The organism is Halogranum roseipondis (genome assembly GCF_059695585.1).
Genome location: NZ_CM185235.1, coordinates 2,470,416 through 2,493,909 on the forward strand (window position 1 = coordinate 2,470,416; position 23,494 = coordinate 2,493,909).

General features: G+C 66.9%; 29 protein-coding genes. 17 read left to right on the forward strand and 12 right to left on the reverse strand.

Annotation, left to right across the window (positions count from 1 at the left end; translation table 11 throughout):
* Nucleotides 1–14 precede the first annotated feature (14 nt).
* Both EOHIBHHM_RS12915 and EOHIBHHM_RS12920 read left to right on the forward strand, forming a co-directional pair.
* Nucleotides 15–257, forward strand: a complete 243-nt coding sequence (locus EOHIBHHM_RS12915; RefSeq protein WP_497251196.1) for an amphi-Trp domain-containing protein — start codon at nucleotides 15–17, stop codon at nucleotides 255–257.
* Between the two features lie 2 nt (nucleotides 258–259).
* Nucleotides 260–622: a hypothetical protein gene (locus EOHIBHHM_RS12920; protein ID WP_497251198.1), complete on the forward strand. Its 363-nt coding sequence runs from the start codon at nucleotides 260–262 to the stop codon at nucleotides 620–622.
* A 39-nt stretch (nucleotides 623–661) separates the two neighbouring features.
* On the opposite strand, the gene EOHIBHHM_RS12925 is transcribed toward EOHIBHHM_RS12920, so the two are convergent.
* On the reverse strand, nucleotides 662–2,404 hold the full coding sequence (locus EOHIBHHM_RS12925; protein ID WP_497251200.1) for a Rieske (2Fe-2S) protein: 1,743 nt from the start codon (nucleotides 2,402–2,404) through the stop codon (nucleotides 662–664).
* Nucleotides 2,405–2,482: 78 nt separating this feature from the next.
* Here EOHIBHHM_RS12925 and EOHIBHHM_RS12930 point away from each other — a divergent pair, with 78 nt between their 5' ends.
* On the forward strand, nucleotides 2,483–3,331 hold the full coding sequence (locus tag EOHIBHHM_RS12930; protein ID WP_497251202.1) for a CehA/McbA family metallohydrolase: 849 nt from the start codon (nucleotides 2,483–2,485) through the stop codon (nucleotides 3,329–3,331).
* A gap of 86 nt (nucleotides 3,332–3,417) precedes the next feature.
* Nucleotides 3,418–4,551, forward strand: a complete 1,134-nt coding sequence (locus EOHIBHHM_RS12935; RefSeq protein ID WP_497251204.1) for a serine hydrolase domain-containing protein — start codon at nucleotides 3,418–3,420, stop codon at nucleotides 4,549–4,551.
* A 171-nt stretch (nucleotides 4,552–4,722) separates the two neighbouring features.
* On the opposite strand, the gene carA is transcribed toward EOHIBHHM_RS12935, so the two are convergent.
* The gene (carA, locus tag EOHIBHHM_RS12940) at nucleotides 4,723–5,802 is read right to left on the reverse strand and encodes a glutamine-hydrolyzing carbamoyl-phosphate synthase small subunit (protein WP_497251206.1); all 1,080 of its coding nucleotides are present in this window, start codon (nucleotides 5,800–5,802) and stop codon (nucleotides 4,723–4,725) included.
* 96 nt (nucleotides 5,803–5,898) lie between these two features.
* On the opposite strand from carA, the gene EOHIBHHM_RS12945 reads away from it, so the two are divergent.
* Nucleotides 5,899–6,312, forward strand: a complete 414-nt coding sequence (locus EOHIBHHM_RS12945; RefSeq protein WP_089823094.1) for an Lrp/AsnC family transcriptional regulator — start codon at nucleotides 5,899–5,901, stop codon at nucleotides 6,310–6,312.
* Nucleotides 6,313–6,351: 39 nt separating this feature from the next.
* Nucleotides 6,352–7,302 (forward strand): diacylglycerol/lipid kinase family protein, encoded by a 951-nt coding sequence (locus EOHIBHHM_RS12950; RefSeq protein WP_497251208.1) that lies wholly within the window; start codon nucleotides 6,352–6,354, stop codon nucleotides 7,300–7,302.
* Nucleotides 7,303–7,323: 21 nt separating this feature from the next.
* On the opposite strand, the gene EOHIBHHM_RS12955 is transcribed toward EOHIBHHM_RS12950, so the two are convergent.
* A complete protein-coding gene (locus tag EOHIBHHM_RS12955) occupies nucleotides 7,324–8,001 on the reverse strand; it encodes a PHP domain-containing protein (protein WP_497251210.1) in 678 nt (225 codons plus the stop codon).
* Nucleotides 8,002–8,130: 129 nt separating this feature from the next.
* Between EOHIBHHM_RS12955 and EOHIBHHM_RS12960 the strand changes: the two genes are divergently transcribed.
* On the forward strand, nucleotides 8,131–8,733 hold the full coding sequence (locus tag EOHIBHHM_RS12960; protein ID WP_497251212.1) for an NUDIX hydrolase: 603 nt from the start codon (nucleotides 8,131–8,133) through the stop codon (nucleotides 8,731–8,733).
* The gene (locus EOHIBHHM_RS12965; RefSeq protein ID WP_497251214.1) at nucleotides 8,720–9,166 is read left to right on the forward strand and encodes a desampylase; all 447 of its coding nucleotides are present in this window, start codon (nucleotides 8,720–8,722) and stop codon (nucleotides 9,164–9,166) included. Before EOHIBHHM_RS12960 ends, EOHIBHHM_RS12965 begins: the two co-directional genes overlap by 14 nt.
* Nucleotides 9,167–9,177: 11 nt before the next feature.
* On the opposite strand, the gene EOHIBHHM_RS12970 is transcribed toward EOHIBHHM_RS12965, so the two are convergent.
* Nucleotides 9,178–9,828: an HAD family hydrolase gene (locus EOHIBHHM_RS12970; protein ID WP_497251216.1), complete on the reverse strand. Its 651-nt coding sequence runs from the start codon at nucleotides 9,826–9,828 to the stop codon at nucleotides 9,178–9,180.
* Nucleotides 9,829–9,938: 110 nt separating this feature from the next.
* On the opposite strand from EOHIBHHM_RS12970, the gene EOHIBHHM_RS12975 reads away from it, so the two are divergent.
* Complete coding sequence (locus tag EOHIBHHM_RS12975) at nucleotides 9,939–10,637, forward strand: SDR family NAD(P)-dependent oxidoreductase (RefSeq protein ID WP_497251218.1); 699 nt, start codon at nucleotides 9,939–9,941, stop codon at nucleotides 10,635–10,637.
* A 13-nt stretch (nucleotides 10,638–10,650) separates the two neighbouring features.
* Here the strand turns inward: EOHIBHHM_RS12975 and EOHIBHHM_RS12980 are convergent, their stop codons facing one another.
* Nucleotides 10,651–11,874: an AI-2E family transporter gene (locus EOHIBHHM_RS12980; protein ID WP_497251220.1), complete on the reverse strand. Its 1,224-nt coding sequence runs from the start codon at nucleotides 11,872–11,874 to the stop codon at nucleotides 10,651–10,653.
* Between the two features lie 217 nt (nucleotides 11,875–12,091).
* On the opposite strand from EOHIBHHM_RS12980, the gene EOHIBHHM_RS12985 reads away from it, so the two are divergent.
* The 4 genes from EOHIBHHM_RS12985 (at nucleotide 12,092) to hmgB (ending at nucleotide 16,880) form a co-directional block, all read left to right on the forward strand.
* Nucleotides 12,092–12,937: a TatD family hydrolase gene (locus EOHIBHHM_RS12985; RefSeq protein ID WP_497251222.1), complete on the forward strand. Its 846-nt coding sequence runs from the start codon at nucleotides 12,092–12,094 to the stop codon at nucleotides 12,935–12,937.
* A 59-nt stretch (nucleotides 12,938–12,996) separates the two neighbouring features.
* Complete coding sequence (locus EOHIBHHM_RS12990) at nucleotides 12,997–13,578, forward strand: DUF2150 family protein (protein ID WP_497251224.1); 582 nt, start codon at nucleotides 12,997–12,999, stop codon at nucleotides 13,576–13,578.
* Nucleotides 13,579–13,644: 66 nt separating this feature from the next.
* Entirely contained in the window at nucleotides 13,645–15,330 is a 1,686-nt protein-coding gene (locus EOHIBHHM_RS12995; protein WP_497251226.1) for an Ig-like domain-containing protein, read from the forward strand.
* A gap of 212 nt (nucleotides 15,331–15,542) precedes the next feature.
* Entirely contained in the window at nucleotides 15,543–16,880 is a 1,338-nt protein-coding gene (hmgB, locus tag EOHIBHHM_RS13000) for a hydroxymethylglutaryl-CoA synthase (protein ID WP_497251228.1), read from the forward strand.
* Between the two features lie 47 nt (nucleotides 16,881–16,927).
* Here hmgB and EOHIBHHM_RS13005 read toward each other — a convergent pair whose 3' ends face one another.
* On the reverse strand, nucleotides 16,928–17,296 hold the full coding sequence (locus tag EOHIBHHM_RS13005) for a winged helix-turn-helix domain-containing protein (protein ID WP_497251230.1): 369 nt from the start codon (nucleotides 17,294–17,296) through the stop codon (nucleotides 16,928–16,930).
* 129 nt (nucleotides 17,297–17,425) lie between these two features.
* Here EOHIBHHM_RS13005 and EOHIBHHM_RS13010 point away from each other — a divergent pair, with 129 nt between their 5' ends.
* Nucleotides 17,426–17,605, forward strand: a complete 180-nt coding sequence (locus EOHIBHHM_RS13010; RefSeq protein WP_497251232.1) for a hypothetical protein — start codon at nucleotides 17,426–17,428, stop codon at nucleotides 17,603–17,605.
* 156 nt (nucleotides 17,606–17,761) lie between these two features.
* On the opposite strand, the gene EOHIBHHM_RS13015 is transcribed toward EOHIBHHM_RS13010, so the two are convergent.
* Together EOHIBHHM_RS13015 and EOHIBHHM_RS13020 are read right to left on the reverse strand one after the other, a co-directional pair.
* Nucleotides 17,762–18,469 (reverse strand): helix-turn-helix domain-containing protein, encoded by a 708-nt coding sequence (locus EOHIBHHM_RS13015; RefSeq protein ID WP_497251234.1) that lies wholly within the window; start codon nucleotides 18,467–18,469, stop codon nucleotides 17,762–17,764.
* The gene (locus EOHIBHHM_RS13020; RefSeq protein WP_497251236.1) at nucleotides 18,466–18,684 is read right to left on the reverse strand and encodes a hypothetical protein; all 219 of its coding nucleotides are present in this window, start codon (nucleotides 18,682–18,684) and stop codon (nucleotides 18,466–18,468) included. Before EOHIBHHM_RS13020 ends, EOHIBHHM_RS13015 begins: the two co-directional genes overlap by 4 nt.
* A gap of 24 nt (nucleotides 18,685–18,708) precedes the next feature.
* On the opposite strand from EOHIBHHM_RS13020, the gene EOHIBHHM_RS13025 reads away from it, so the two are divergent.
* Complete coding sequence (locus EOHIBHHM_RS13025; protein WP_497251238.1) at nucleotides 18,709–19,338, forward strand: metal-dependent hydrolase; 630 nt, start codon at nucleotides 18,709–18,711, stop codon at nucleotides 19,336–19,338.
* Here EOHIBHHM_RS13025 and EOHIBHHM_RS13030 read toward each other — a convergent pair.
* Nucleotides 19,326–19,751 carry a hypothetical protein gene (locus tag EOHIBHHM_RS13030; RefSeq protein ID WP_497251240.1) on the reverse strand — a complete coding sequence of 142 codons (426 nt, stop codon included), beginning with the start codon at nucleotides 19,749–19,751 and terminating at the stop codon, nucleotides 19,326–19,328. The two genes, EOHIBHHM_RS13025 and EOHIBHHM_RS13030, sit on opposite strands and share 13 nt — an antisense overlap.
* Before the next feature lie 84 nt (nucleotides 19,752–19,835).
* Here EOHIBHHM_RS13030 and EOHIBHHM_RS13035 point away from each other — a divergent pair, with 84 nt between their 5' ends.
* Nucleotides 19,836–20,324, forward strand: coding sequence for a GNAT family N-acetyltransferase (locus EOHIBHHM_RS13035; RefSeq protein WP_497251242.1), 489 nt, complete (start codon nucleotides 19,836–19,838; stop codon nucleotides 20,322–20,324).
* A 49-nt stretch (nucleotides 20,325–20,373) separates the two neighbouring features.
* Nucleotides 20,374–21,561, forward strand: coding sequence for a metal-dependent hydrolase family protein (locus EOHIBHHM_RS13040; protein ID WP_497251244.1), 1,188 nt, complete (start codon nucleotides 20,374–20,376; stop codon nucleotides 21,559–21,561).
* A gap of 7 nt (nucleotides 21,562–21,568) precedes the next feature.
* Here the strand turns inward: EOHIBHHM_RS13040 and EOHIBHHM_RS13045 are convergent, their stop codons facing one another.
* The 3 genes from EOHIBHHM_RS13045 to EOHIBHHM_RS13055 are packed head-to-tail and all read right to left on the reverse strand — an operon-like array spanning nucleotide 21,569 to nucleotide 23,453.
* Complete coding sequence (locus tag EOHIBHHM_RS13045) at nucleotides 21,569–22,201, reverse strand: GNAT family N-acetyltransferase (protein ID WP_497251246.1); 633 nt, start codon at nucleotides 22,199–22,201, stop codon at nucleotides 21,569–21,571.
* The gene (locus EOHIBHHM_RS13050) at nucleotides 22,198–22,827 is read right to left on the reverse strand and encodes a GNAT family N-acetyltransferase (RefSeq protein ID WP_497251248.1); all 630 of its coding nucleotides are present in this window, start codon (nucleotides 22,825–22,827) and stop codon (nucleotides 22,198–22,200) included. The genes EOHIBHHM_RS13045 and EOHIBHHM_RS13050 overlap by 4 nt, the downstream gene beginning before the upstream one ends.
* On the reverse strand, nucleotides 22,824–23,453 hold the full coding sequence (locus tag EOHIBHHM_RS13055; protein ID WP_497251250.1) for a GNAT family N-acetyltransferase: 630 nt from the start codon (nucleotides 23,451–23,453) through the stop codon (nucleotides 22,824–22,826). Before EOHIBHHM_RS13055 ends, EOHIBHHM_RS13050 begins: the two co-directional genes overlap by 4 nt.
* Between the last annotated feature and the right edge of the window lie 41 nt (nucleotides 23,454–23,494).

Here is a 23,494-nt window from a genome sequence, read left to right on the forward strand (position 1 = left end):
CCGTACTGACAGCTATGGCGGATTCGACCGAACACAAGACGAAGATGAACCGCGACGAGTTTGCCGACTACCTCCGAACGATCGCCGACCAGTTCGAACGGGACGGCGAGATGGACATCTCGGTCGGCAACAAGACGGTTCAGCTCCACCCACCCGACCGGGTCAAGAGCGAGATCGAGGTGGTCGAGCGTTCCTCACTTCTGCGTGGGAACCGTGAGTCGCTCGAACTGGACGTCAGCTGGAAGGTCGACAACTGATCATGGCGCTCGTCGACTCCATCCTCATCGCGTTCATCAGCCTGCTCATCGGCGGGCTGGGGATCATGGTGGGAGCACGACTCGTCATCGACGACTCCGCGTCGTACGGTTACGCCTTCGTCACCGCCGCCATCGGGGCGCTCGTGTGGGCCGTCATGAGCTTCTTCGTCGGCTGGATCCCGCTCATCGGTCCGATACTGATGCTCATCATCTGGGTCGGCGTCATCAACTGGCGCTACCCCGGCGGCTGGGCGGCCGCGGCGGGCGTCGGCTTCGTCGCGTGGCTGGCGGCGGTCGTCGTCCTCTACGCGCTGAGCCTCCTCGGGCTGGTCGCGCCGGGTGCGCTCGGCATCCCGGGCGCTTGAGGCGCCCGGCGCCGTCGGTCGGCCGAACCGCGTACCCGACTACCGCTCGTGGATCATCTCGCCGCGCTGCAGTCGCGCAGCGATGGTGAACGTCTGTTCTCGCTCGCGACGCGTCGGGAAGTGAGCCGCGAGATAGCGGGCCACGGCGACGAGGAGCGTCCGGCGCTCGCCGGCGTCCGCGCGCTCGTCACACTGGGCGAACCCGGTCTCGATCGCCTGGTAGGTGTGGAAGCCGGCGTCCTCGCGGAGCAGTGCCTCGCCAAGTCGCTGTCGGAGTCGGGCGGGGTCGCCACCGGCGTCGAGGTAGTGTGCCGCGAGTCGACCGGCGTCGTTCACTCGCCCTTCGGTGTCGAACGTCTCCAGCAGGTCCGCTAGCAACTCCTCGGGGTTCGCGTCGGCGTCGCCCTCGTCGGGGAGCGGCGCGGGCGGCGTGTTGAGGAAGCGGTCGAGATAGACGTTGACGGCCGCGTCGAACACGCCGCGGTAGAGCTCGCTGGACTCCGTGCGCTGGCTCAACTGGTGGACGGCGTTGGCGTAGCTGAACGTGTGGTGAACCGTGTTCCAGTCGGAGAACTCGTTGGACGTGCCGAACTGCGCGACCCGCTTCCCGGCGGCGAACGCGACGGCGGCGGCGAGTGCTTCGACCGTCGCCCCCTCGCGGACGGCGTCTTCGAGCGCGACGACGACGGCTTCGGGGTCGTCGCTGTGGAGCGCGTCGGTGAAGCCGTCGGGTTCCGTCCACTCCGAACCCTCACCCGCGTCGACGAGGTCGTCGAGGCGCTCGAACGTCTCCTCGAGACGGGCGGCGAGGTCGACCGGCTGTCGCCACGACGACCGCTCTTCGGCGCGGTCGGCGGTGGCGAGTCCCTCGACGAGGCTCGGCAAGACGTGCTCGGCGTGTTCCCACCCGACGAGATCGAGCGCCTCGCAGGCCTTGTTGACGAAGTCTATCGTGTGGCCCGTGTTCAGATAGCGGTGGTCGGTAGCGGCGGCGACGAGCATCCCCGCCAGTTCGGACTGCGAACAGCCCTCGGCGATCGCCGTCCGGAGACAGCGTTCGGCGCCGTCGGCGTCGCGTACCTCGACTGTCTCGCGGAACCACGACTGGAGACGCTCCGGGTCGATGTCGCGCGCGTCGAACGCCTCCTGGTCGAACTTCGGCGGTTGGTCCGCACAGTCGGCCGCGACGTGGACGTTCCCCTGATAGAGCGCGCGCTTTCTGTCTTCCTCGCGGAGATCCGGAAGGACGTTCGCCAGCAGCGTCAGGATGGTGAGGCCGGAGCTCCACCCGCCCTCGCGGTAGCGCGTGCCGAACAGGACGCCTCGCCGGACCTGTTCGGTCGGATCGACGCCGGCGTCGACGAGGCCGATGGCGGCCTTGGCGGTGACGAGTCGGAGGTTCTGTTCGAGGCCGTCCTCCAGTCGGTTCGCCCAGTGTTGGGCGGGCGGTTCGTCGGGTTCCGGATGGGGGTCGACGTACACCGTCCCGTCGTGCACCTCGACGGGGTACGCCTGGACGTCGTCGGCCCACGGGTCGAACGTGTCGCCGCAGGAGAGTTCGAACCGCGCGTGGTGCCAGTGACAGGTGAGGATGCCGTCGTCGACGCTCCCTTCGGTGAGCGGAAAGCCCATGTGCGGACAGCGGTTGTCGACGGCGCGGACCTCGCCCTCGTGGTGGAACAGCGCGACGTGTGCGCCGTCGACCGTGACCAGTTTTCGCCCCTCCTCGCGGAGGTCGGCGAGCGGGACCGCTTCGACGTACTCCTTGGCAGGTGCACTCATGCCAACTGCTACCAGCGGACTGTACAAAACCGTTCGCTGGAGCGCGTTTTTGTAAGAGATCGGGGGAGTCGGGCAGGCATGCTTTTATTCTTGCAGTTCGAACAGTCGGCGAACGTGCCCGACGAACTGACCGTCCGGATCGACCCGCACGTCCACTCCGACGCCTCCTACGACGGCCACGACTCCGTCGAGCTCATCTTGGAGCAGGCCGCCGAGATCGGACTGGACGCGGTCGTCATCACGGACCACGACGTCCTCCACGAGTCCCTCCGCGCCGCCGAGTTGGCCCCCCTCTACGGCCTCGTCGGCATCCCCGGCGTCGAGGTGTCCACCGCTCACGGCCACCTGCTCGCCATCGGCGTCGAGGAGATGCCGCCGCGTCGCCAACCGATGGCGCAGACCGTCGAGTGGGTCCGCGACCACGGCGGGGTCGCCATCGTCCCCCACCCGTTCCAGCGGAGTCGACACGGCGTCCGCAAGCGCTACCTGACCGACTGCGACGCCGTCGAGACGTACAACTCGTGGCTGTTCACCGGGTACAAGAACCGCCGCGCGCGGACGTTCGCCGCGGGGAACGGCTACCCGGGCGTCGCCGCCAGCGACGCCCACCACCTCGAGTACGTCGGCCGCGCCTACACCGAAATCACCTTCGAGGACACCCACCGCGCGAACGTCGACGCCGACATGATCCTCGACGCAATCCGCAACGGCGACACGCAGGTGCAGGGTCGGCGGACCCCGCTCGTCGCCTCGACGAAACACTACGGTATCGGGGCGGCGCGCAAGAGCGGCTACTACGCGAAGGTCGGCGCGCTCAAGAGCGGCTACTACGCGAAGGTCGGCGCGCTCCAAGGTGGGAGATTCGCCAAGACCGGCGCACTTCGCGGCGCTCGAGCGCTCTACCGCCTGTCGCCGTTGTCGCGGTAGTCCCGTCGCTCTGTGCTCGTTTTCGCTCCCCTCGGTTCTCTTCCCGCGACCATACGGTTAAACGGCTGCCACGTTAGCTAGGTCCCATGGCCCGATTCAGCGACGCGAAGCGGCGACGACTCGAAGGCGCGTTCGAACGACAGCTCGCCGTCGGCCTCCACCACGGCGCGCAACTGGCCGTGTACGTCGACGGCGAGCTCGTCGTCGACTTCGCCGGCGGCGTCACCGGTCCCGACGGCGCGGAGACGACGTCGGAGACGCGACACCTCCTCTTCTCCTGCACGAAACCGTTCGCCGCCGTGGCGCTCCACCAACTCGTCGAACGGGGCGAACTCGGTTACGACGATCCGGTCGTCGACCACTGGCCCGAGTTCGCCGACGCGGGAAGCGAGAAGGCCGAGATCACCGTCCGGCAGGTACTGAGCCACACGGCGGGCATCCCCTACGGCGAGTTCGACGAGCGGGCCGAGGAGTGGGGCGACTGGGACGCCGCGGTCGCCGCGATGGAGGAGATCGATCCGGTCTACGAACCGGGCGAACGGCCGGCCTACCACACGTTCAACTTCGGCTGGCTGGTCGGCGAACTCGTCCGACGGGTGAGCGGCCAGCGCATCGAGGAGTACGTCGCCGCCAACGTGTTCGACCCGCTCGGGCTGGACGACACCTCGATCGGTCTCCGCGACGACGACGCCGACGACGTCGCCACGCTCGTCGGCTTCGAGGAGTTCGACCGCTGCCGGGACGTCGGCGAAGGACTCGGCATTCCGGCGTCGGAGTCGGCCGAGGCGTTCAACGACGAGGCGGTCCACCGCGCCGTGATCCCGGCGGCGAACGGTATCGGCACCGCCCGCGATATGGCGCGGTTCTACGCCTGTCTCGCCGACGGCGGCGAACTCGACGGGGCGCGGTTGTTAGACCAGTCGACCGTCGAGACCGCGACGCGAATGCACGCCGAGACCGACGACGACGGGACGCTCTCGCGACCCGCGCGGTACGGACTGGGCTTCTGGACCGGCGGGTTGGCCAACGACATGTTCGGCACGGTCAGCCGCGAGACACAGTTCGGCCACGCGGGACTCGGGAGCGTCTTCGCGTGGGGCGACGCCGAGCGGAACGTCGGGTTCGCCTACGTGACGAACGGCATCCGCGAGGAGTCCTACGAGCACGCCGCGCGCGTGAACGCGATCTCCGACGCGGTGGGGTTGCTGCTCGAGGAGTAGTCGCCGGATCGACTCGTCGGAGGCGGTTTCGAGCGTCGTCACTCGGTCGCGTCGAAAAACGTGAGGAGGACAGTGGTGTGGTGCGCCGGGTGGTCAGCCGGTCGGGTCGTCTACGGCCTCGTCCAGCCGTCGTGATCAGTCGTCGGCGACGGCCTCGTCCGGCCGTCGTGATCAGTCGTCGGCGACGGCTTTCCGCTGCGTGTCGCCGCCGTGGTCGACCATCCCGAGCACCTCGTCGAAGAAGCCGAGCGTGTCGTGCGGCCCGGGGTTCGCCTCGGGGTGGTACTGACGCGTGATGACGTCCAGGTCCGCGTTCGCCAGCCCCTCGGCGGTGTCGTCGTTGACGTTGCGCTGGGTGACGTTCAGCGTGTCGCCGGGGTCGGCGACGGTGTAGCCGTGGTTCTGCGTCGTCATCACGACCTGCCCCGTCTCGAGGTCCATGACGGGCTGGTTGACGCCACGGTGGCCGAAGGCCATCTTCTCGGTGGTGCCGCCGAGTGCGCGGGCGACGACCTGCTGGCCGAGACAGATGCCCGCGATGGGGATCTCGCCGACGAACTCCTCGACGAGCGTCGCCGCCTGCTCGAAGTTGGCCGGGTCGCCCGGGCCGTTCGAGATGAACAGTACGTCGGGGTCGAGCGACTCGATCTCCGCGACCGTCGTGTCGTACGGGAGGAGGTGGACGTCCGCGCCACGCTCCGTCAGTGAGGAGACGATGGAGCCTTTCGCTCCGCAGTCGACGAGCGCGACGTCCGCGACGCCGCCGCCCGTGTAGTGCTCGGCTTCGTCGACGCTGACCTGTTTGCCGATGTCGACGTGCTCGCTCATCCCCTTACACTTCGCGAGTTCCTCGCGGGCGTCCTCGGGGGTGACGTCGTCGCCGACGGCGATACCGCACTTCATCGCGCCCTCTTCGCGGATGGACGTCACGAGGTCGCGCGTGTCGATGTGGTCGATTGCGGGGACGTCCTCCTCGGCGAGCCACTCGACGACGTCGTCGGTGAACTCGCGGGCGACGGCCGCACGCGGGTGGACGCGGTCGGACTCGAGTCGCTCGTCTCGGACGCCGTAGTTTCCGATGAGCGGGTACGAGAACGTCAGGACCTGCTCCTCGTAGGAGGGATCGGTCAGACTCTCTTCGTAGCCCGTGTAGGCTGTTGTGAATACCAGTTCGCCACGTGTACGCCCCGGAACGCGGCCACGCGCCTCGACGACGCGGCCGTCGGCCAGTGCGATGTAGGCGTCCGACATTACGAGATACATATCGAAGCGGACCCATAAGTGTTACTTTCGTAGTTGAGTTACGAATTTCGTAATCACTATGAGCGTCGCTGGTCAGGGTCGTGTATGGACGACCTCGACCGACGCATCCTGAACATCCTCCGGCGAGACGCGAGAACGCCGTACACGGAGATCGCAGAGCGTGTCGGGACCTCCGAAGGGACGGTTCGCAACCGGGTCGAACGACTGACGAACGACGGCGTCATCGAACGGTTCACCGTGTCGACCCGGACCGGGAACGTGAAGGCGATGATCGAAGTGTCCGTCGCCGTCGACGTCGACACGACCGTCGTCTGTGACCAGATGGCCGAGTGGGAGGAGGTCGACTTCGCCTGGCAGGTCAGCGGCGAGGAGGACGTCGTCCTCGTCGTCGACTGTGCGGACACCCGCGGCGTCAACGAGCTCATCACGCAGGCGCGCGAGCTGGAGGAGGTCAAGCGGACGAAGACCCGACTCATCCTCGACGAGCGACTCGGCTAGCCGGCAGGGTTTTGTGTCGCTCCGTGCGAGTGACAGACGATGTCAATCGAGCGCCAGCGACAGACGGATGGCGGCCATCCGGCGTTCAGCGACCGTGTCCTCGTTCTCAACCCAGTCAGCGGCGACAGCTCACACCCAACGCAGGTCAGGGACCTCGCCGTCGACCACGGCTTCTCCATCAGCGAGACGAGCGAGTCGGGTGACGGCGTCGACCTCGCCGCCGACGCGGCCCGAGACGGTGCGGAGATCGTCGCGGCCTGTGGCGGCGACGGGACGATCAACGAGGTCGTCCGTGGACTCGTAGAGGCGGACGCACTCGACGACGTGACGCTGGCCGTCGTCCCGGCAGGGACCGGCAACAACTTCGCTGGCAACCTCGGGATCCGGAGCATCGAACACGCCTTCGAGGTGATCGAGGAGGCGACACAGCGGCGTATCGATCTCGGCGTCGCCTCCGTCCCGGAAGGGCCGACGCAGCCGTTCGTCAACTCCTGTATCGGCGGTATCACCGCCGAGGCGAGCGCCGCGACGACGCCCGACTCGAAAGACCGACTCGGTATCCTCGCCTACGTCGTCAACACCCTCCAGACGCTCTCGGAGTACGACGGGATGCGCCTCCGCGTGGAGGCGGTCGGAGAGAACGCCTGGGAGGGGGAGGCTATCTTCGCGCTCGTCGGGAACGGCCGCCGGTTCCCGGTCGAAGGCCGGACGCAAGCCGACATGGAAGACGGTCAGTTCGACGTCACCATCGTCGAGGACAAACCCACGATCAATCTCGCAGGGGAGGCGGCGGTTCAACGCCTATTCGGCAGCGACACAGCCAGCATCACTCGGCTCCAGACCCCGTCGCTGCGACTGCGCGTCCTCGACGACACCGTCCAGTTCAGCCTCGACGGGGAGATGGTCGAGGCGAACGCACTCGACGTCAGCACGCGATCACGGAGCCTCGGCGTGTTCGTCGGCGACGAGTACGACCCGAACCCGGACTGACGAGTGCGAGCGGACGGCGAGTCAGCGCTCGGCCGTCTCGACGCTGTCGGACTCCATCCACTTCTTCTCCGCGTGGATTCGCGTGTAGGCACGGTCGACGAGCCGGTCGAACGGGCCGAACTTGGTGACGGCGGTCACCCGTCCGTCGCGGATGGCGTCGGCGACGGCCGCGGGAGTCAGGTCGTCCGCGTCGATCTTCGTGTAGGCGCGACCGACCTCCACGAGGTAGTGTGCGTCGCTGCCGCCGACGAGCGGGAGGTCGAGTTGCTTCGCGAGCTGTTGGGTCTTCGCGATGTGTTCGGGGTTCTTGCCGTTGATCTCGACGGCGTCGAAGTCGGCCCCCGAGTTTCGGGCGTTGCTGTTTCGGTACGGGTGAGCGAGGATGGCCGCACAGCCCCGGTCGTGTGCGAGGTCGACGGTCTCGGACGCACTGAGTTCGCCGACCTCGGTTCTGTCCGGTGGGTTCGCACCGACGACGACGACGTGCCCGTCGGACGTGGAGACTTCGATGCCGGGGATCGTCGGAAACCGTGTCTCCGCGGAGTAGCTGTAGTCGTGGTTCGTCACGGCCAGCGCGTCCAGTCCGCGCAGTCGCGCCGCGAGGGTGTTGAGCTTGAGGCCGAAGGCGTCGTATCGCGTTGCCCGTCCTCGCCAGGCGTGAAAGAAGCGACTGTGACTGTGAAGGTCGACGGCGTACACACGTCTGCAGACTCGGCGGCGGGCCTTTGTTCTTATCCCCAACTCCCAGTGAGTGTCGGAGACACGAGGTCTCTCGCTCGACGGGGTCGCATCGAAGACTCCTTCATCCCCCTCACCGATGACTCTCGCATGAGCACGAACGACGTTTCGGCGACCGGATCGGACGCCGATTCGGACGACGCCGCAGCGGCCGAGCGCCACAAGAACGCCGGACAGGACGTCATCGCCGTCGACGCCGACGACAACGAACAGGGGCTCGTCAACCGACTCGACGCCCACACCGGCGACGGCATCCGCCACCGTGCGTTCACCTGTCTCGTCTTCGACGAGGAGGGGCGCATCCTCCTCGGTCAGCGTGCACCCTCCAAACGGCTCTGGGACACCCACTGGGACGGCACCGTCGCCTCCCACCCCGTCGAGGGGCAGAGTCAGGAGGAGGCGACCCGACAGCGTCTCGAAGAGGAACTCGGCATCACGCCCGACCAGTACGACGGCGTCGAACTGACCGACCGCTTCGAGTACAAACGCTACTACCCCAACGAGGGCGTCGAGTGGGAGGTCTGTGCCGTGCTGAAGGTGACGCTCGAGGACACCACGCTCGACCCCGACGAGGACGAGATCGCCGGGCTGCTCTGGGCCGACTACGAGCATCTGCACGACCATCCCAAGTGGTACCGTCAGCTGCGTCTGTGTCCCTGGTTCGAGATCGCCATGCGCCGTGACTTCGAGTAGACTCGTTCTCCCCGCTCCAGTCTGCGCCGAACTACTGTCTCACGCGCGTGAGGGCGTCGGCGACGATCCGAGAGAGGTCTGTGGTGTCCTCGCCGGCCGTCGAGACGGTGACGAGCGTGACACAGACGCCGTCGACCGCGTGACCGAGACGCGCCGCGTCACCAACGTCGCCGACGACCGCCGTGTCGCCTACGAACTCGACCCGGCGGAGACGCTCACTACCGTCGAAGCTCTCGAAGACGCGGGACTGGACGTCGTCGGCTTCTATCACTCCCACCCTGAGACGCCTGCCCGACCGAGCGCGACCGACGAGGCGCAGGCGACGTGGACCGGCTACGTCTACTGTATCGTCTCGCCAGCCGAAGAGGCGGTTCGGGCGTGGCGCTGGACCGGCGAGACGTTCGATCCGCTCGACGTCGTCGAGGAGCTGTAGTCGAGTCGAAGTTAGAGCACCTCCCAGAGACGGCCGAACTCGTCGGGTGCGACGTGGAGGTCGGCACGGCAACCCGGACAGCCCGCGTCGGCGACGACGTGGACCGTCGGTGTCCACCCCGCGTCGACCGCGCCGCCGACGTCGTCCTCGGCGTCGTCGCCGACGTAGACGTGGTCGTCGTCGGGAAGACGCATCTCGGCGGTCTCGAAGATGTGTCGGTCCGGTTTCGTCGCACCGACGTCGTGTGAGACGACGACGGCGTCGAACAGTCCAAGCATGTCGTGTACGGCGAGCTTCTCGCGCTGGACGGTGCCGACGCCGTTCGAGAGCACGCCGAGTCGGTGCTCCCGTCCCAGTTCGTCGAGGGCGTCGCGGACGCCTGCGGCGACGGTCGTCGCCGCCAACTCCGCGTCGACTCTCGCGTCACGGAACGCGACCGGATCGACGTCGAGGTCGAACTCGCGGCGGAGGTCGCGGGCGGCAGCGAGAAACGGATCGTCGTGGAACGCGGCGAACCGGTCGAAGAACCGCCGAACGTAGTGCTGCTGGTACTCCTCGGTCGGAGCGACGCCGACCTGCTCACAGGCGTCGGCGAAGACGTCGGCGAACGAGCGGTCGTACTGGACGAGCGTTCCGTCGAGGTCGACGTAGATGACTGTCATCGGCGAGTCGACGCGACGACGCGAGAAAAACGGTCTGGTCGTGTGGGAACCTCAGACACGAGGGAGAGCGCTTGAAAAGGGCTTTCCGGTGGGAAGGGGAAGCCAGCGGTATGCAGCCGGAGCTCTACGACCGACTCGACGGGCAGGTCGCACTCGTCACGGGTGCGAACCGCGGTCTCGGCAGACAGATCGCCGAGAATCTCACCGAACTCGGCGTCATCGTCTACGCCGGAGTTCGGAGCATGGACCACGAAGTCGGCGAGCGACAGGAGAAGGTGCTGCTCGACGTGACCCAGCACGGCGAGGTGCAGGACACCGTCGAGAACGTCGGCGACGAGGCCAACGGCATCGACATCCTCGTCAACAACGCCGGCGTCGGCGAATTCGGCGACGACCTCGTCGACGAACCGGTGTCGGCCATCGACCGCACCCTCATGACGAACGTCCGCGGGCCGATGCTCACCGCGAAGTACGCCCTCCCGTATCTCCTCCAGCACGAGGGGGGCCGAGTCGTCAACCTCTCCTCGGGGATGGGTGCCCTCGGCGAACCACAGAGCGGCGGGTCGCCGTCGTACCGAATCTCGAAGACCGGCATCAACGGGCTGACCGCGTACCTCCACGGCGAGTACGGCGACGAGGGACTGATCGCCAACTCGGCCTGTCCGGGGTGGGTCCGAACCGACATGGGCGGCGAGGAGGCCAACCGGTCGGTCGAGGAAGGCGCGGAGACGCCGACGTGGCTCTGTCGGTTCAAACCGGGGAGTCCGGGCGGGAAGTTCTGGCGCGACGAGGAAGTCATCGACTGGTAAGCGACCGCCTCGCCTACAGTTCGTCGGGGTCGGACTCGGACTCGGCTCCGCAGCCGTCGGCCGCTGTCTCGTTCGTGTCTCGGTCCGAGTCGCTCCCGCCGAACGTACCGTCTCGGCTCTCCTGTGGGTTGGCTCCTACCTCCTCCGCCAGCATCGGCTCGGGGCCGAGCGGATCGCCGCGGAGCAGTTGTGGAAGCACGATTCGAACCGCCTCGAACAGGAGGACGACCACGATCGGGAGGAAGAAGAACCCGTACCAGCCGAACAGAACCGGTCCGAGCACGTACGCGAACAGCAACAGTATCGTGTCGAACTTTCGCCCCGAGAGATACGGCTGGATGAGCGACTGGGGGAGGATGTCCAAGACGAGCGCGTAGACAGCGAGGACACCACCGACGAACAGGAGGTGGTTCCCAGCTGCCCGTGTCGCTTGAAAGCCGAGGAGCGCGACGACGGGAAGGTAGACGACTTTGCCGACGACGAGAGGGATGAGACTCGTCAGCCCTGTCAGAACCCCCAGGGTGAGCACCATCGGAATCTGTAGACCCTGTGGCGCGAGATAGTTCGTCGCCCCGTACAGCATCGTCGCGATGACGGCCATGACAGCAACGAACAGGAGGTTCCCGAAGAACACCGACTCGAGGTCGTCGTCGACAGTGACCGCGTATGCGTACGCGGTCGTGTCTCGGCCGCCGACGAGCGCGACGACCGTCTTCGAGAGGGCTTCGTCCCGTTCGAGAAGCGCGTACGAAAGCGTCACCGATAGTGCGAGAAGCACGACCGCTCCGAACACCATCTGGACCGCTTGAAGCGCCTTCCGGAGAATCGACTCGAGAGATCCCTGAAGACTGCTGCTACCCGAGAGTGGGTTCTCGAGTGTCGACAGGAGTTGCGCTCGCTCGGCAGCCGAGAGGGCGTCGAGCCCGAAGACACGGGAGACGAGCATCGAGGTGCTGGACCCGCCGAACAGCTGTTGGAGCTGTTGGAACACCTGTGTGCTGGCGTAGATGACGAGCAAGAGCGCTGGGAGTAAGACGACCGCGATGGTCAGTGCGGCAGCGATTCGGTCGGAGTCGACGACCCGACTGAACCGGTCGCAAACCGGTCGGGTCGCGTAGTATCCGAACACGCCGAGGACGAGGATGTCGATGAACGAATACGTCAGAAACAGCGTCGCTCCAGCGAGAGCGAGAATGTACAACCACCAACCGAGACGATTCCGACTCGGCGAGGTCATGGGTGTACCGGCCTCCACTGGACGCCCGTCTCGAACCAGTTGGTGAGGAGAGCTGTGCGAACAGCGGCGACCGGTTCGTACGGACGGAGAGCGAGATCTGAGTTCTCGATCGTCACCAGATTGTCCACGGACGACTCTGACTCGCTCTACACCGTTGTAGCTTCGGGCAGTCGACGAATCCGTCGACGTTTTTGTCACGACTCGCCAAGCCACGAGTATGAACGACCTCGGAACGCCCGTACTGGACAACCATCTGCATCTCGACCGGGAGAATCAGGGTATCGAGGCCGTCGAGGACTTCCACCGTCTCGGCGGAACCCACCTCCTCGTCGTCAACAAACCGTCGTGGCATCTCGGCGTCGAAGCGGAGACGGGCGAGGATTTCAGAGCCGTGTTCGAGGAGACGGTCTCGCTCGTCGAGGAGGCCACCGAAGTGCTCCGCGGACGTGCGTGGCCCGTCTTGGGCGTCCACCCCGGCCTCGTCACCCGTCTCACCGACGAGCGCGGCTTCGAACCGCACGAGGCGCGCGACCTGATGCAGGACGGTCTCTCGGTCGCGGCGGAGTTCGTCCGCGACGGACGGGCGCTCGCGCTCAAATCCGGGCGGCCCCACTACGACGTCTCCGACGCCGTCTGGGAGGCTTCGAACGACGTGCTCCGACACGGACTCGACCTCGCGGCCGACTGCGACTGTGCGCTCCAGCTACACACCGAGACGACGCAGGACCTCTCGGACGTCGCGACGTGGGCCGCCGAGCGCGACGTCCCGCGCGAGCGAGTCGTCAAGCACTACGCGACCGGTCGACTCGTCGGCGGGACGCCGAGCGTGATGAGCGAGAAAGAGTACCTCGAACTCGCCGTCGAAGAGGGTGAGCCGTTCCTGATGGAGACGGACTTCGTCGACGACGCCGACCGGCCGGGTGCGGTGCTCGGCCCGAAGACGGTCCCCCGTCGCGTCCAGTGGTTACTCGACGAGGGACACGCAGACGCCGTCGAGACCGCCCACGTCGAGACCCCCCGCGAAGTGTACGGAATCGATACAATCGAAACCTTGAGTAGTTAAACTGGCCGGTTTCTCGGCGATAGGAAAGGCATTTGAGTTCAGGTACTGTCGGTGGTGGTATGAGCGAACCAGAGGAGACGTTCTACACGGAAGAACGCTGGCAGAACTGGTTGAGCCGCGTCGAAGAAGAAGAGCTCGACCCTGAGAACGAAGACTCCGCACGATTGCTCCTCAACCTGCAGGACGACGCCGCCATCGCCGTGGCGAAGATCCTCTCGGCGTACGACGAGGACCGTCTCTCGCAGGAGGAGGCGATCGAAGAGCTCACCGACGTCCGCGAGATCGTCCTGACCGAAGTCGAGTTCGACGACGAGGAGAAACTGATGCTCATCGACGGCGTCCAGACCAGCCTCGTCTGCGTCTTCTACGCCGCCGAGGAGTACGTCGCCGCCGGTCCCGCTGAGGAGGCCAGCGTCGAAGAGTACGTCCGGGCCGCCGCCGACGCCGAGGCCGACGAGGACCTCGACGCCGCGCTCGGCTACCTCGTACAGGCCGGGACGCGCATCGTCGACGGCGACGACCTCGACATGGCGCTCGTCGAGGACATCGAGTACGGACTCGTCTCCGAGTGGGTCAACGGCCTCGACTCGCTACAGAGCGCTCTCAGCGACCCCGAAGTCGTCGAAGAGGACGACGAATAGGCTGTAGAGGAAGACTGTCTGCTTTTCGAGTAAGTCTTTTCACCCTACTCACAGTTGAGATAGGCAATGGACTTTCGGGGAGACGACCGTGGCGTGACCGTGCAGGTCGGCGCGATCCTGCTTTTCGGTCTACTGATACTCTCGATGTCGGCCTACCAGACGACGGTCGTCCCCGCCGAGAACGAGCAGGTCGAGTTTCGGCACAACCAGCAGGTACAGGGGGATCTACAGTCGGTTCGGTCCGCCGTCAGCCGGACAGTCGGGACGGGCGTGACACAGTCGGTCGCGGTCCGGACGGGGACGCAGTACCCCGAGCGAGCACTGTTCGTCAACCCGCCGTCGCCGTCTGGAACGCTGCGGACTGAAGCGCTCGGCGAGAGTCGACTCCGGAACGCGAGAGCGCTCGACGACGAGACGGCCGACTACTGGGGGCCGGGTGAGACCAAGTCGTTCTCGACGACCACCGTTCGCTACGAACCGAGCTACCACGTCTATCGGAACGCGCCGACGACGGTCTACGAGAACGGCGTGCTCTACAACGAGTTCTCGGCGACGAACCGCGTCCCGCAGTCGGGACAGACGCTCGTCGACGGACGCCGGATCGGTCTCGTCGTCGTCGACGGCGACCTCTCTCGGTCGCAGACGGGGACGCTCGGGGTCGACGTTCGCCCGACGAGCGTCTCCGAGCGGACGGTGACCGTCGAGGCGGACGGCGGCCCGCTCACCGTCGCCGTCGCCTCGACACTCAGCGAGGAGACGTGGCGAGAGCAGTTGCTCGACGACGAGTACGACGAGAACGGACCGGACGCGGCCAACGGCGAACCCGACGACGGTCGGTACGTCGTCGACGTGACGAAGACCGACGGCGTCGTCGAACTGACGCTGGAGGCGGGGTACGACTACGATCTGAACCTCGCGAAGGTCGGCGTCGGTACGGACGTCGCGGACCCGACGCCGACGTACCTGACCGGCGTCGATGGCGACGGCGAGACCGTCTCGGAGAGCGGCGAACGCCGGGTGGTCGCCGAAGTCAGAGACGAGTTCGACAACCCGGTCAGCGGCGTGACGGTGAACGCGTCGGTGGAGGGTCCCGGAACGGTGACGTCGACGGCGGTGAGCGGGAGCGACGGGCGGGCGGCGTTCACCTACACCCCCGAGGACGTCGACGGTGAACGGTCGGCGACCGTCACCGCGACGTTCGGGGCGAATCCGGGCGCGAAGGAGCGAGTCGCGTTCGACCTGTCCGTCGTCGACAGCGACGGAAGCGGCGGCGGAAGCGGCGACGGGTCCGGCGGGAGCGCGGAGATCAACCCCGGCGACCCGGGCTCCGTGGTGCAGCGCGGTGCGACCATCGAGGACGACGGCCGGGTAACGGTGACCCTGGAGAACACCGACGGCGACCGCCGTCGGGTCGTCGAGGCGGTCCGGTTCAACTTCTACTCGCAGGACAGCCAGGGCGGAGCAGGGACCGACCCGCCGACGAGGGCAGTGTTCGAGGAGGGCGAGGCTACCCTCGACGTTCGAGGAGCGTATCGGGACGTCTCGGTTCCCATCGAAGCGGGTGGCAACCGCACGCTCTCGTTCGCGTTCGACGACCGGCAGGGACAGCGCCACTACGTCGACGAGGGCGACTTCTTCGTCTTCTCGGTGCTGTATGGCGACGGGGACACAGCGACGTACTTCGTCGCGCCCGAAAGCGACGGAAACGACGGAGGCGGCAAGGGTAACGGAGTCGGGAATGGTCGCAGGTAGCCGCCCGCTCCCGTCGTGGCTCACGACGATCCTCCGTCGATGAAGCGCCACGCCCGCGCTCAGCCGGAGCCGATCGGCGTCGTCCTCCTCGTCGCGCTTGACGGCGACGCCCACCGAGACCATCGTCGTCACCGTCTGGACCGGAGGTGGTTCGACGTCCGACGTAATTGCTATCGACAAACCCTTATGCGGTCTGACTGTACGGAACACTCATGACAGCCGTCGGCATCGACGCAATCGAGATCTGGACCGGGAAGCTCAAACTGGACCTGCCGAACACGTTCGCCGAGAAGAAGGGTGAGGACCCCGAGAAGTACACGAAGGGCCTCGGTCTGGAGAACTCGTCGTTCCCCGACGTCTACGAGGACATCGTCACGATGGGTGCCAACGCGGCAAAGCGCCTGATGGAACGCAAGGGGCTGACGCCACAGGACATCGGCCGGATCGACGTCGCCACGGAGTCGTCGTTCGACAACTCCAAACCCGTCTCGACGTACATCGCGGGCTGTCTCGAGCAGGTGTTCGAGGACAACTTCCACCACGCCAACAAGGGCGAGCGGAAGTTCGCCTGCGTCGCCGGGACGCAGTCGATCGACGACGCGTACAACTGGATCAAAGCCGGACGGAACCGCGGCCGCTCGGCGCTCGTCGTCGCCACCGATACGGCGCTCTACGAGCGCGGCGACCCCGGCGAGGCGACGCAGGGTGCCGGTGCGGTCGCGATGCTCATCTCCGAGGACCCAAGCGTCGTCGAACTCTCGACGGAGCAGGGGTACGGCAGTGCCGACGAGACCGACTTCCTGAAGCCCAATCAGCAGTTCCCGAGCGTCGACGGCAAGCGGTCGATGCAGGTGTATCTGGCGCGGATGCGCGAGGCGCTGGAGGACTTCGAGAGCGTCGCTGGCGACACGCACCCCGACGACTTCGCGTACATTCCCTTCCACACGCCGTTCCCGGGGATGGTCCGGAAGGCCGGGCTGCTCGGCTACCGACACATGATCCGCGACACCGACGTCGAGGACGAACTCGCCGCGGAGATCGGTCGCCAGCCCCGCGAGGCGGAGTTCGACGACTGGGACGACTACGAGGAGGCCGTCCGCGCGTACATGGACGACCTCAAGGGGACCGAGCAGTACCGCGACTGGTACGGCCGCACCATCGACCCGACGCTCTCGCTCGCCCGACAGGTGGGTAACTGGTACACCGGGTCGGTCCACGTCGCGCGGACCAGCGCGCTGAAACACGCCGCCGAGACCGGCCGTGACTTCACCGGCGAACGCCTCCTCGTCGGCTCCTACGGCTCCGGTGCGCAGGCGGAGATTCACGCCGAGACCGTCTGTGAAGGTTGGAAGGAGGAGGTAGAACAGCTCAACGTCGACGAGAAACTCGAGAACCGCTACGACCTCTCGTTCGAGGAGTACGAACTCGTCCACGACGTTCACGACCACGAGAAGGAGACCGACGTCGAGGAGTTCACCGCGCCGTCCGACGAGTTCGTCTTCTCCGGTTGGGGACGGATGGGCGAGCGGAACTACGAGTACGTCGAGTAACCGACCCGAGCGACGTTCGGACCGGTGCCGCACTCCAGTCTCGTCTTCTAACCGTCCTCGTCTCCGTCTGTGGCGCCGTCTCCGTCTGTGGCGCCGTCTCCGTCCACGTCGTCGACGACGTCACGTCGGAGTCGGAGGTCGACGGCAAACGAACCGCCGTCGACGTCGACACACACCTGTTCTAGCTGACACTCGTAGGTCTTGTAGTGGTTGCCGTCGGCGTCGTACTCGGTTCGCTCCGCGACGAGGTCGTACTGCTGTAGCTCGTCGAGTCGCCGGTACACCGTCGGCCGCGACGAACTGGAGCGGTCGCTCAAGGCGTCCGCCGAGAGCGATTCCACGCTCGTGAGCGCGAGGATCGTCCGAGCGAGTTCGTCGCCGAGGAGTTCGAACAGCGTTCCGGCCTCCCACTCCATAGTAGCGAGACCCACGAGGTGGGGGTGGTTAAATCGCTCGTAACCCCGGGCGACTTCACTCGCTGTAAACGGGAGGCGACGCCGATTCACGGGAGTGACTCACGTCCGCCCACGGGTCACCGGACCGAGATGCCGGTGAATCGCCTCGACAGCTCCGGCCGGGTCGAAGCCGACTGGACGGGGGAGACGACTTCACTCGCTGCAGCCCAGCTGGCCGCTTATCAGGCGCAGGCGACAAGCCTCGGACGGCGATGGGTCGACGCACGGACCGGTCTCCGCGAGGAGGAGAACCGGCTTCCGCGCGTGTGAGCGCACAACACCTCCGGGCAAGAGGAGTCGCCCATCGCACTCACCGGACCGCCGGACTCCGTCGGTGTGAGGTCGAAGCTCGCTTCGGTGCACAGCCCGAATTCCGAGGCGACGTCGCCGACGGCGCGGCCGGGTCGACCACGACGTTCGTGTTTCTCAGGGGAGTTCTCGCAGGTCGTCGAGCATCTCGTCTAAGTCCCGCGTCGAGACGGCGAGCGAGAAGCCGTCGATGGTGGCGAGTGCGGGGGCGTGTTCCCAGAGGTCCGATTCCTCGACGCCGTGGAGGACGACCGCGTTCGGCGTCGGGTTGACGACGCGCATGGCGACGAGCGGCGACTCCCCGCGTGTGACGCCCGTGAAGACGAGTGCGCGGTTCGTGCTCTGTCCGTAGAGGCGGTAGAACTCGTCGCTCGAGAGGCGGGTGATCGCCTCGATGCTGTCGATGACGGTGTGACCGCTGACGTAGTCGTGGTCGCCCGCGACGAGTTCCGTCGCCTCCATCACTTCGTAGAGCCGATCCATCGGGACGCTCGTCGGATACTCCCGGAGGTCGTGGACGATGTCGCTCTCGAACCCCGCCGAGAGGACGCGCGCGTACTGACGGATCCGACCGCCGCCGCGCGACTGGTCGATGTCGAGCAGCGCGCCGACGATGCGGCTGACGACGCCGATTCCGGGACTCTCGCGTCGGCCGCTCTCGTAGTCGGAGATGACCGAGGAGGAGACGTCGAGCTGCTCGGCGAGCGCCGTCTGCGAGACGTCGAAGTCGGTGCGCCACTTCCGGAGCGTCGCCCCCGGGTCGGCACTGAGCGTGATCTCGCCGGCGATGCGCTGGGCGAGGTCCTCGCGCGGCGTCGCGGTCACGCCGCCCCCCCGAGACCGACGGTAGCCTGAACCTGGTGCATGTGACGTCCATCCGGCGACCGGAACAAAAAACACATCGAAACCGGGGTTCGACAGGTGACGTAGGAGAGAGCGACGAGCGACCGCCCGAGGCGAGCGATGGAGAGCGACGAGCGACCGACGAGGACGAGTGCGGCGACGGTCTCGTCGCCGACACGACCGAGAGAAGGGTTCAAACCGCCGGCCACCAATGACGAGTTATGCCGTCGACCGTCGTCCACGTCGCGCTCGCCGGGCTGGTCGGGGTCGCCCTGCTCGGCGAGGAGTTCACCCCGCGTGCACTCGCAGTCGTCCTCTTCGCCACCACAGTCATCGACACGGACGCCGTCGTCGGGCTCGTCGTCCCCGGCGCACACCGGTCGCTGTTCCACACGCTCCTCCTGCCGCCCCTCCTCGGCGGTCTCGTCGCGTACGACAGTCGTCTCCGTGGCGAGCGGTCGTGGCTCCGCGAGCGGTGGGGCGACCACGGCGTCCGCGTCGCGTGGGTCGCCGTCGCCGGCCTCACCTTCGGCGGGATCTTTCCGGACCTCTTCACGAACGGCGTCAACGCCTTCTACCCCCTCCACGACACGTTCTACCGCGTCAACGGTCACCTGCTGGTCTCGAACCAGCGGGGCCTCGTCCAGACGTTCGTCGACCTCGCGCCCACCGACCCGCGGCCGACGACGGAGACGCTCCACTACCGGACCGGCGTCGACCCCTCGCCCGGCGCGGAGTCGGCGGACGTCGAGCGCGTCTTCCCGCTCGTGATGTCCGGGTGGCAGCTGATGGTCGTCGCCACCGGCGGGTTCGTGATGGGGACGCGGCTGTGGGAACACTATCGCTGGTGAGCGAGACGCGCCTTCACACGCTCCCACCCGTCGCGGTAGACGAGGACGTACGCGAGCGGGTAGAGCGCCAACACGAACGGGACGCCGACGACCGGCGACAGTGTGATCGAGACCGACAGCCAGTCGGCGAGGTAGACGAACGGAATCGCGGCGACCAGCGCCAGCGTCTGGAGGGCGACGACGGTGAAGAACAGTTCGCCGAGCGGCGCGAGCGACCGTCCGGTCCGGACGTGCCACACTGCGAGCGGGGCCGAGACGAGTACGACGACCCCGACGGTGAATAGTTGGGTGACCGAGTCCGGTGGGAGGAGCACGGACGCGACGACGCCGACGGGACCGAAGCAGACGACGACGTAGCCGACGAACGCGAGGAGGAGGTCGACGGCGTACCAGCGGGTAGTTCGAGGGGACACGGAACGACCGTCACGTCGACGAACGTTGACAGTTCCGGTCGACGCGATGGAACCACTCAAACCGGCCGCCGACGAACGGAGTCCATGAACGTTCGACCCTACACGGCCGCCGATGCGGATGGTCTCTGGGAACTGAAACGCGGTTTCGAACTCGGTATCGGCGACGAGACGGGCGGCGAAGAGAAAGGGCCGAAGTACGAGGCCAAGTTGACCGACGACTACCGCGAGCAGTGGCTGGCGTGGGTCGACGACTGCGTCGCCGAGAACGACCACTGCGTGACCGTCGCCGTCGACGACGACGGCGAGGTGGCGGGGTACGTGTTCGTCCTCCCCGCCTCGCTGGCGTTCGTCTGGGACGCGGCCGTGCTCAACGAGCTGTTCGTCGCGCCGGAGCACCGCGGCACCGGCGTCGCCGACGACCTGATGGAGGCGGCGCTGACCCTCGCTCGAGGGATGGAGCTGCCGCTGGACCGGATCGTGCTCGACGTCGACCGGGAGAACGACCGCGCGCAGGCGTTCTACGACCGCTACGGCTTCGAACACTGGGGGGAGATGGTCGCCCGCGAGCTCTGAACTCGGGTCGTTCGGACAGATTCAAGCCCACGGAGTGGGAAACGCGACCATGATTCTCCGGGACGTGACGCTCGTCGACGGCGGCGAGACACGCACGGGCGCGGTTGCGTTCGACGAGGAGTCGGGAACGATCACGGCGGTCGGCGGCGACGAGATTCTCGCCCACAGCGACGCCGACGCCGACGAACGGGTCGTCTCGCTTCCGGGTCACTCCGTCCTACCGGGACTCGTCGACGCGCACGTCCACTACTCGCTGTCGGGCGAGCGGAGCGTCGAGGACGTCGTCGGCATGAGCGACGCCGAACTCACGCTGGTCGAAGCGCGGAACGCCCGGCGGACGCTCGAGTCGGGCGTCACCGGCGTCCGGGCGATGGGGGCACGCGACGTCGATCCGCAGGTCCGCGACGCCATCGACGCCGGCGACGTCCCCGGTCCGCGAACGGTCGCCAACTGCCGCTCGATCACCATCACGGGCGGGCACGGCCACCATCTCGGTCGGGAGATAACCGGCCCCGCCGACGCCCGTCGAGCGGTCCGCGAGCAGATCAAACAGGGGGCGGAATTCGTCAAGTTCATGACCACCGGCGGGGTGACGACGCCCGGCACCGACCCCGACCAGGTCGCCATGACCGACGCCGAACTCGACGCCATCGTCGACGAGGCGCACCGTCAGGGCGTCCACGCCGCGACGCACGCCCACGGGGCCGAGGGCGTCAAGGCGGCCGTCGAGGCCGGCGTCGACACCGTCGAACACGGCACCTTCCTCGACGACGAGGCGGTCGACCTGCTCGTCGCCCACGACGTGACGCTCGTCCCGACGCTGTCGGCACCGTACCACATCGTCCGCAACATCGAGACGGCGACCGAGGAGAGCGCCCGCAAGACGCGCCACGTCTACGAGCGCCACATCGACTCCTTCGAGAAGGCACTCGAGGCGGGCGTCCGCATCGCGGGCGGCACCGACGCCGGCACCCCGTTCAACTACCACGGCGCGAACGCGACGGAGGTCGAGTTCATGGCGAAGTACGGGATGGATCCTGTCGAGGCGATCCGCGCGATGACCGAAGTCGCCGCCGACGTGATCGGTCTCGACGGGTCAGGGACGCTCGAACCGGGCACCGACGCCGACCTGCTCGTCGTCGACGGCGACGTCAGCGACGACCTGACGCTCCTCAACAATCCGACCGCCGTACTCAAGGGTGGCAAGGTGGTCTCGGGGGCGATCCCGAACGAGTAGGTCGGAGTCAGCCCCACCGGAACGTCGCCGTCCGCTCGCCGCCGGTCGCCTCGCGCCACTGCTTCCGAGAGATCGAGTACTGGTACTCGTCGACACCCTCGCCGGTCTCTTCGGAGACGTAGCGGGTACGGACGATCCCGTCGCGCTGGCCGCCGAGTCGGTCGACGTACTTCTCGATGGCCCGGCGCGACTGCTCGTTGTCGACCGCGTGACAGACGGTGACGTAGTCGAGGTCGAGCACGTCGAACCCGAGTTCGACCAGCGCTGTCGCTCGCTCGCCCGAGTAACCGCGGCCCCAGAACCGCTTGCGAAGCCAGACGCCGAGTTCGGCGGTCCGACGCTCCCACTCGAGTTTGAGGCTGGCCGTGCCGGCGACGTCGCCGGCGCCGTCCTCCCCCGACCGTGGGCGGACGAGATACTCTGCGGCAGTCGCTTCGTCCCAGTACGTCCGACCGCGTTCGAGGAAGTCCCGCGTCTCCTTCGGCGTGGCGTGCGGTTCCCACGGGAGATGCGCCGTCACCTCGTCGATGCCGTCGTCGTTCGCACAGACGTCGTAGAGGTCCAGTACGTCGACGTACTCCGTGGTTCGGGGTTCCAGTCGCAGGCGGTCGGTCTCGACGACGGTGGGAAAGAGGCTCATTCGCTCACCTCGATGGTCGCCAGCTCGTCGGCCGTGACGGCCTCGTGCCACTGTTCTTGTCGGATCGAGAACGCTTCCAAGTCGCGCGGACCGTCGTCACCGGGGATCCAGTTTCGGAGCACGCCGTCGTACTGTCCGCTGTATCTGTCGACGTACTTCTCGATGGCGCGCTTCGACTGTTCGTTGTCGGGCGTGTGGCTCGCGCTGACGAGATCGAGGTCGAGACGGTCAAAGACGACGGCGAGCATCGCGCCGGCACGCTCACCCGAGTAGCTACGTCCCCAGTACGGTTCGCGAAGCCACAGCCCCAAGTAGCAGGCGCGCTCCTCCCACTGGGGCATGAGACTGGCGACCCCGGCGAGCTCGCCCGCACCGTCCTCTCCCGACTTCGGGACGACGGCGTACTCGGCGCGTGTAGCGTCGTTCCATCGCTCCTCGGCCGTCTCTACTGTGTCCATCAATTGCTTCGGCGTGTCGGCGACGTCCTGCGAGAGGTGCCGCATCACGGGGTCGAGGTCGCCCGTGCGGTGATACTCGTAGAGGTCGAGCGTGTCGACCGACTCGTGTAGCGGCTCGAACCGGAGTCGCTCGCTCTCGACGGCAGTGGGGAACAGGTCGGTCGTCACGCTCTGTCCTCGACGAACGTCGCTTCACGCTCGTCGCCGACGGCCTCGCGCCACTCCGCCTGCGAGATCGAGTAGTGGACGATGTCGATCGGGTCGCCGTCGACCGAGCAGTGCCAGTTGCGGAGGACGCCGTCGCGACGACCGCCGTAGCGATCGACGTACTTCTCGATGGCCCGACGCGACTGTTCGTTGTCGGGGTCGTGGCCGACGTCGACGAGGTCGAGGTCGAGGCGGTCGAACGCGAGTTGGAGCAGCGCCCCGGCGCGCTCCCCCGAGTAGCCGCGACCCCAGAACGGTTTACGGAGCCAGACGCCGAGCGTCGCCTTGCGTTTGTCCCAGTCGACGCCGAGTCCGGTGTTGCCGGCGAACTCGCCGGCCCGCTCTTCACCCTCCTTCGGGAACACGGCGTACGTCGCGTTCTCGGCGTCGTCCCACGCCGCCTCCATCTCTCTCAAGAAGTCCCACGACTCCTTCGGCGTCGCGTGGGGCTCCCACCTGACGTAGCGCGTCTCCTCCTCGATGGAGTCGGTCTTCGCGGCGTACTCGTAGAAGTCGAGCGCGTCGACAGTCTCGCGGTCGAACCGGCGAAGTCGGAGACGGTCGGTCTCGATGACGTCCGGGAACATATCTCGGTCGACGCTCCCTCGTCGAAAAAGCTTTCTCCGGG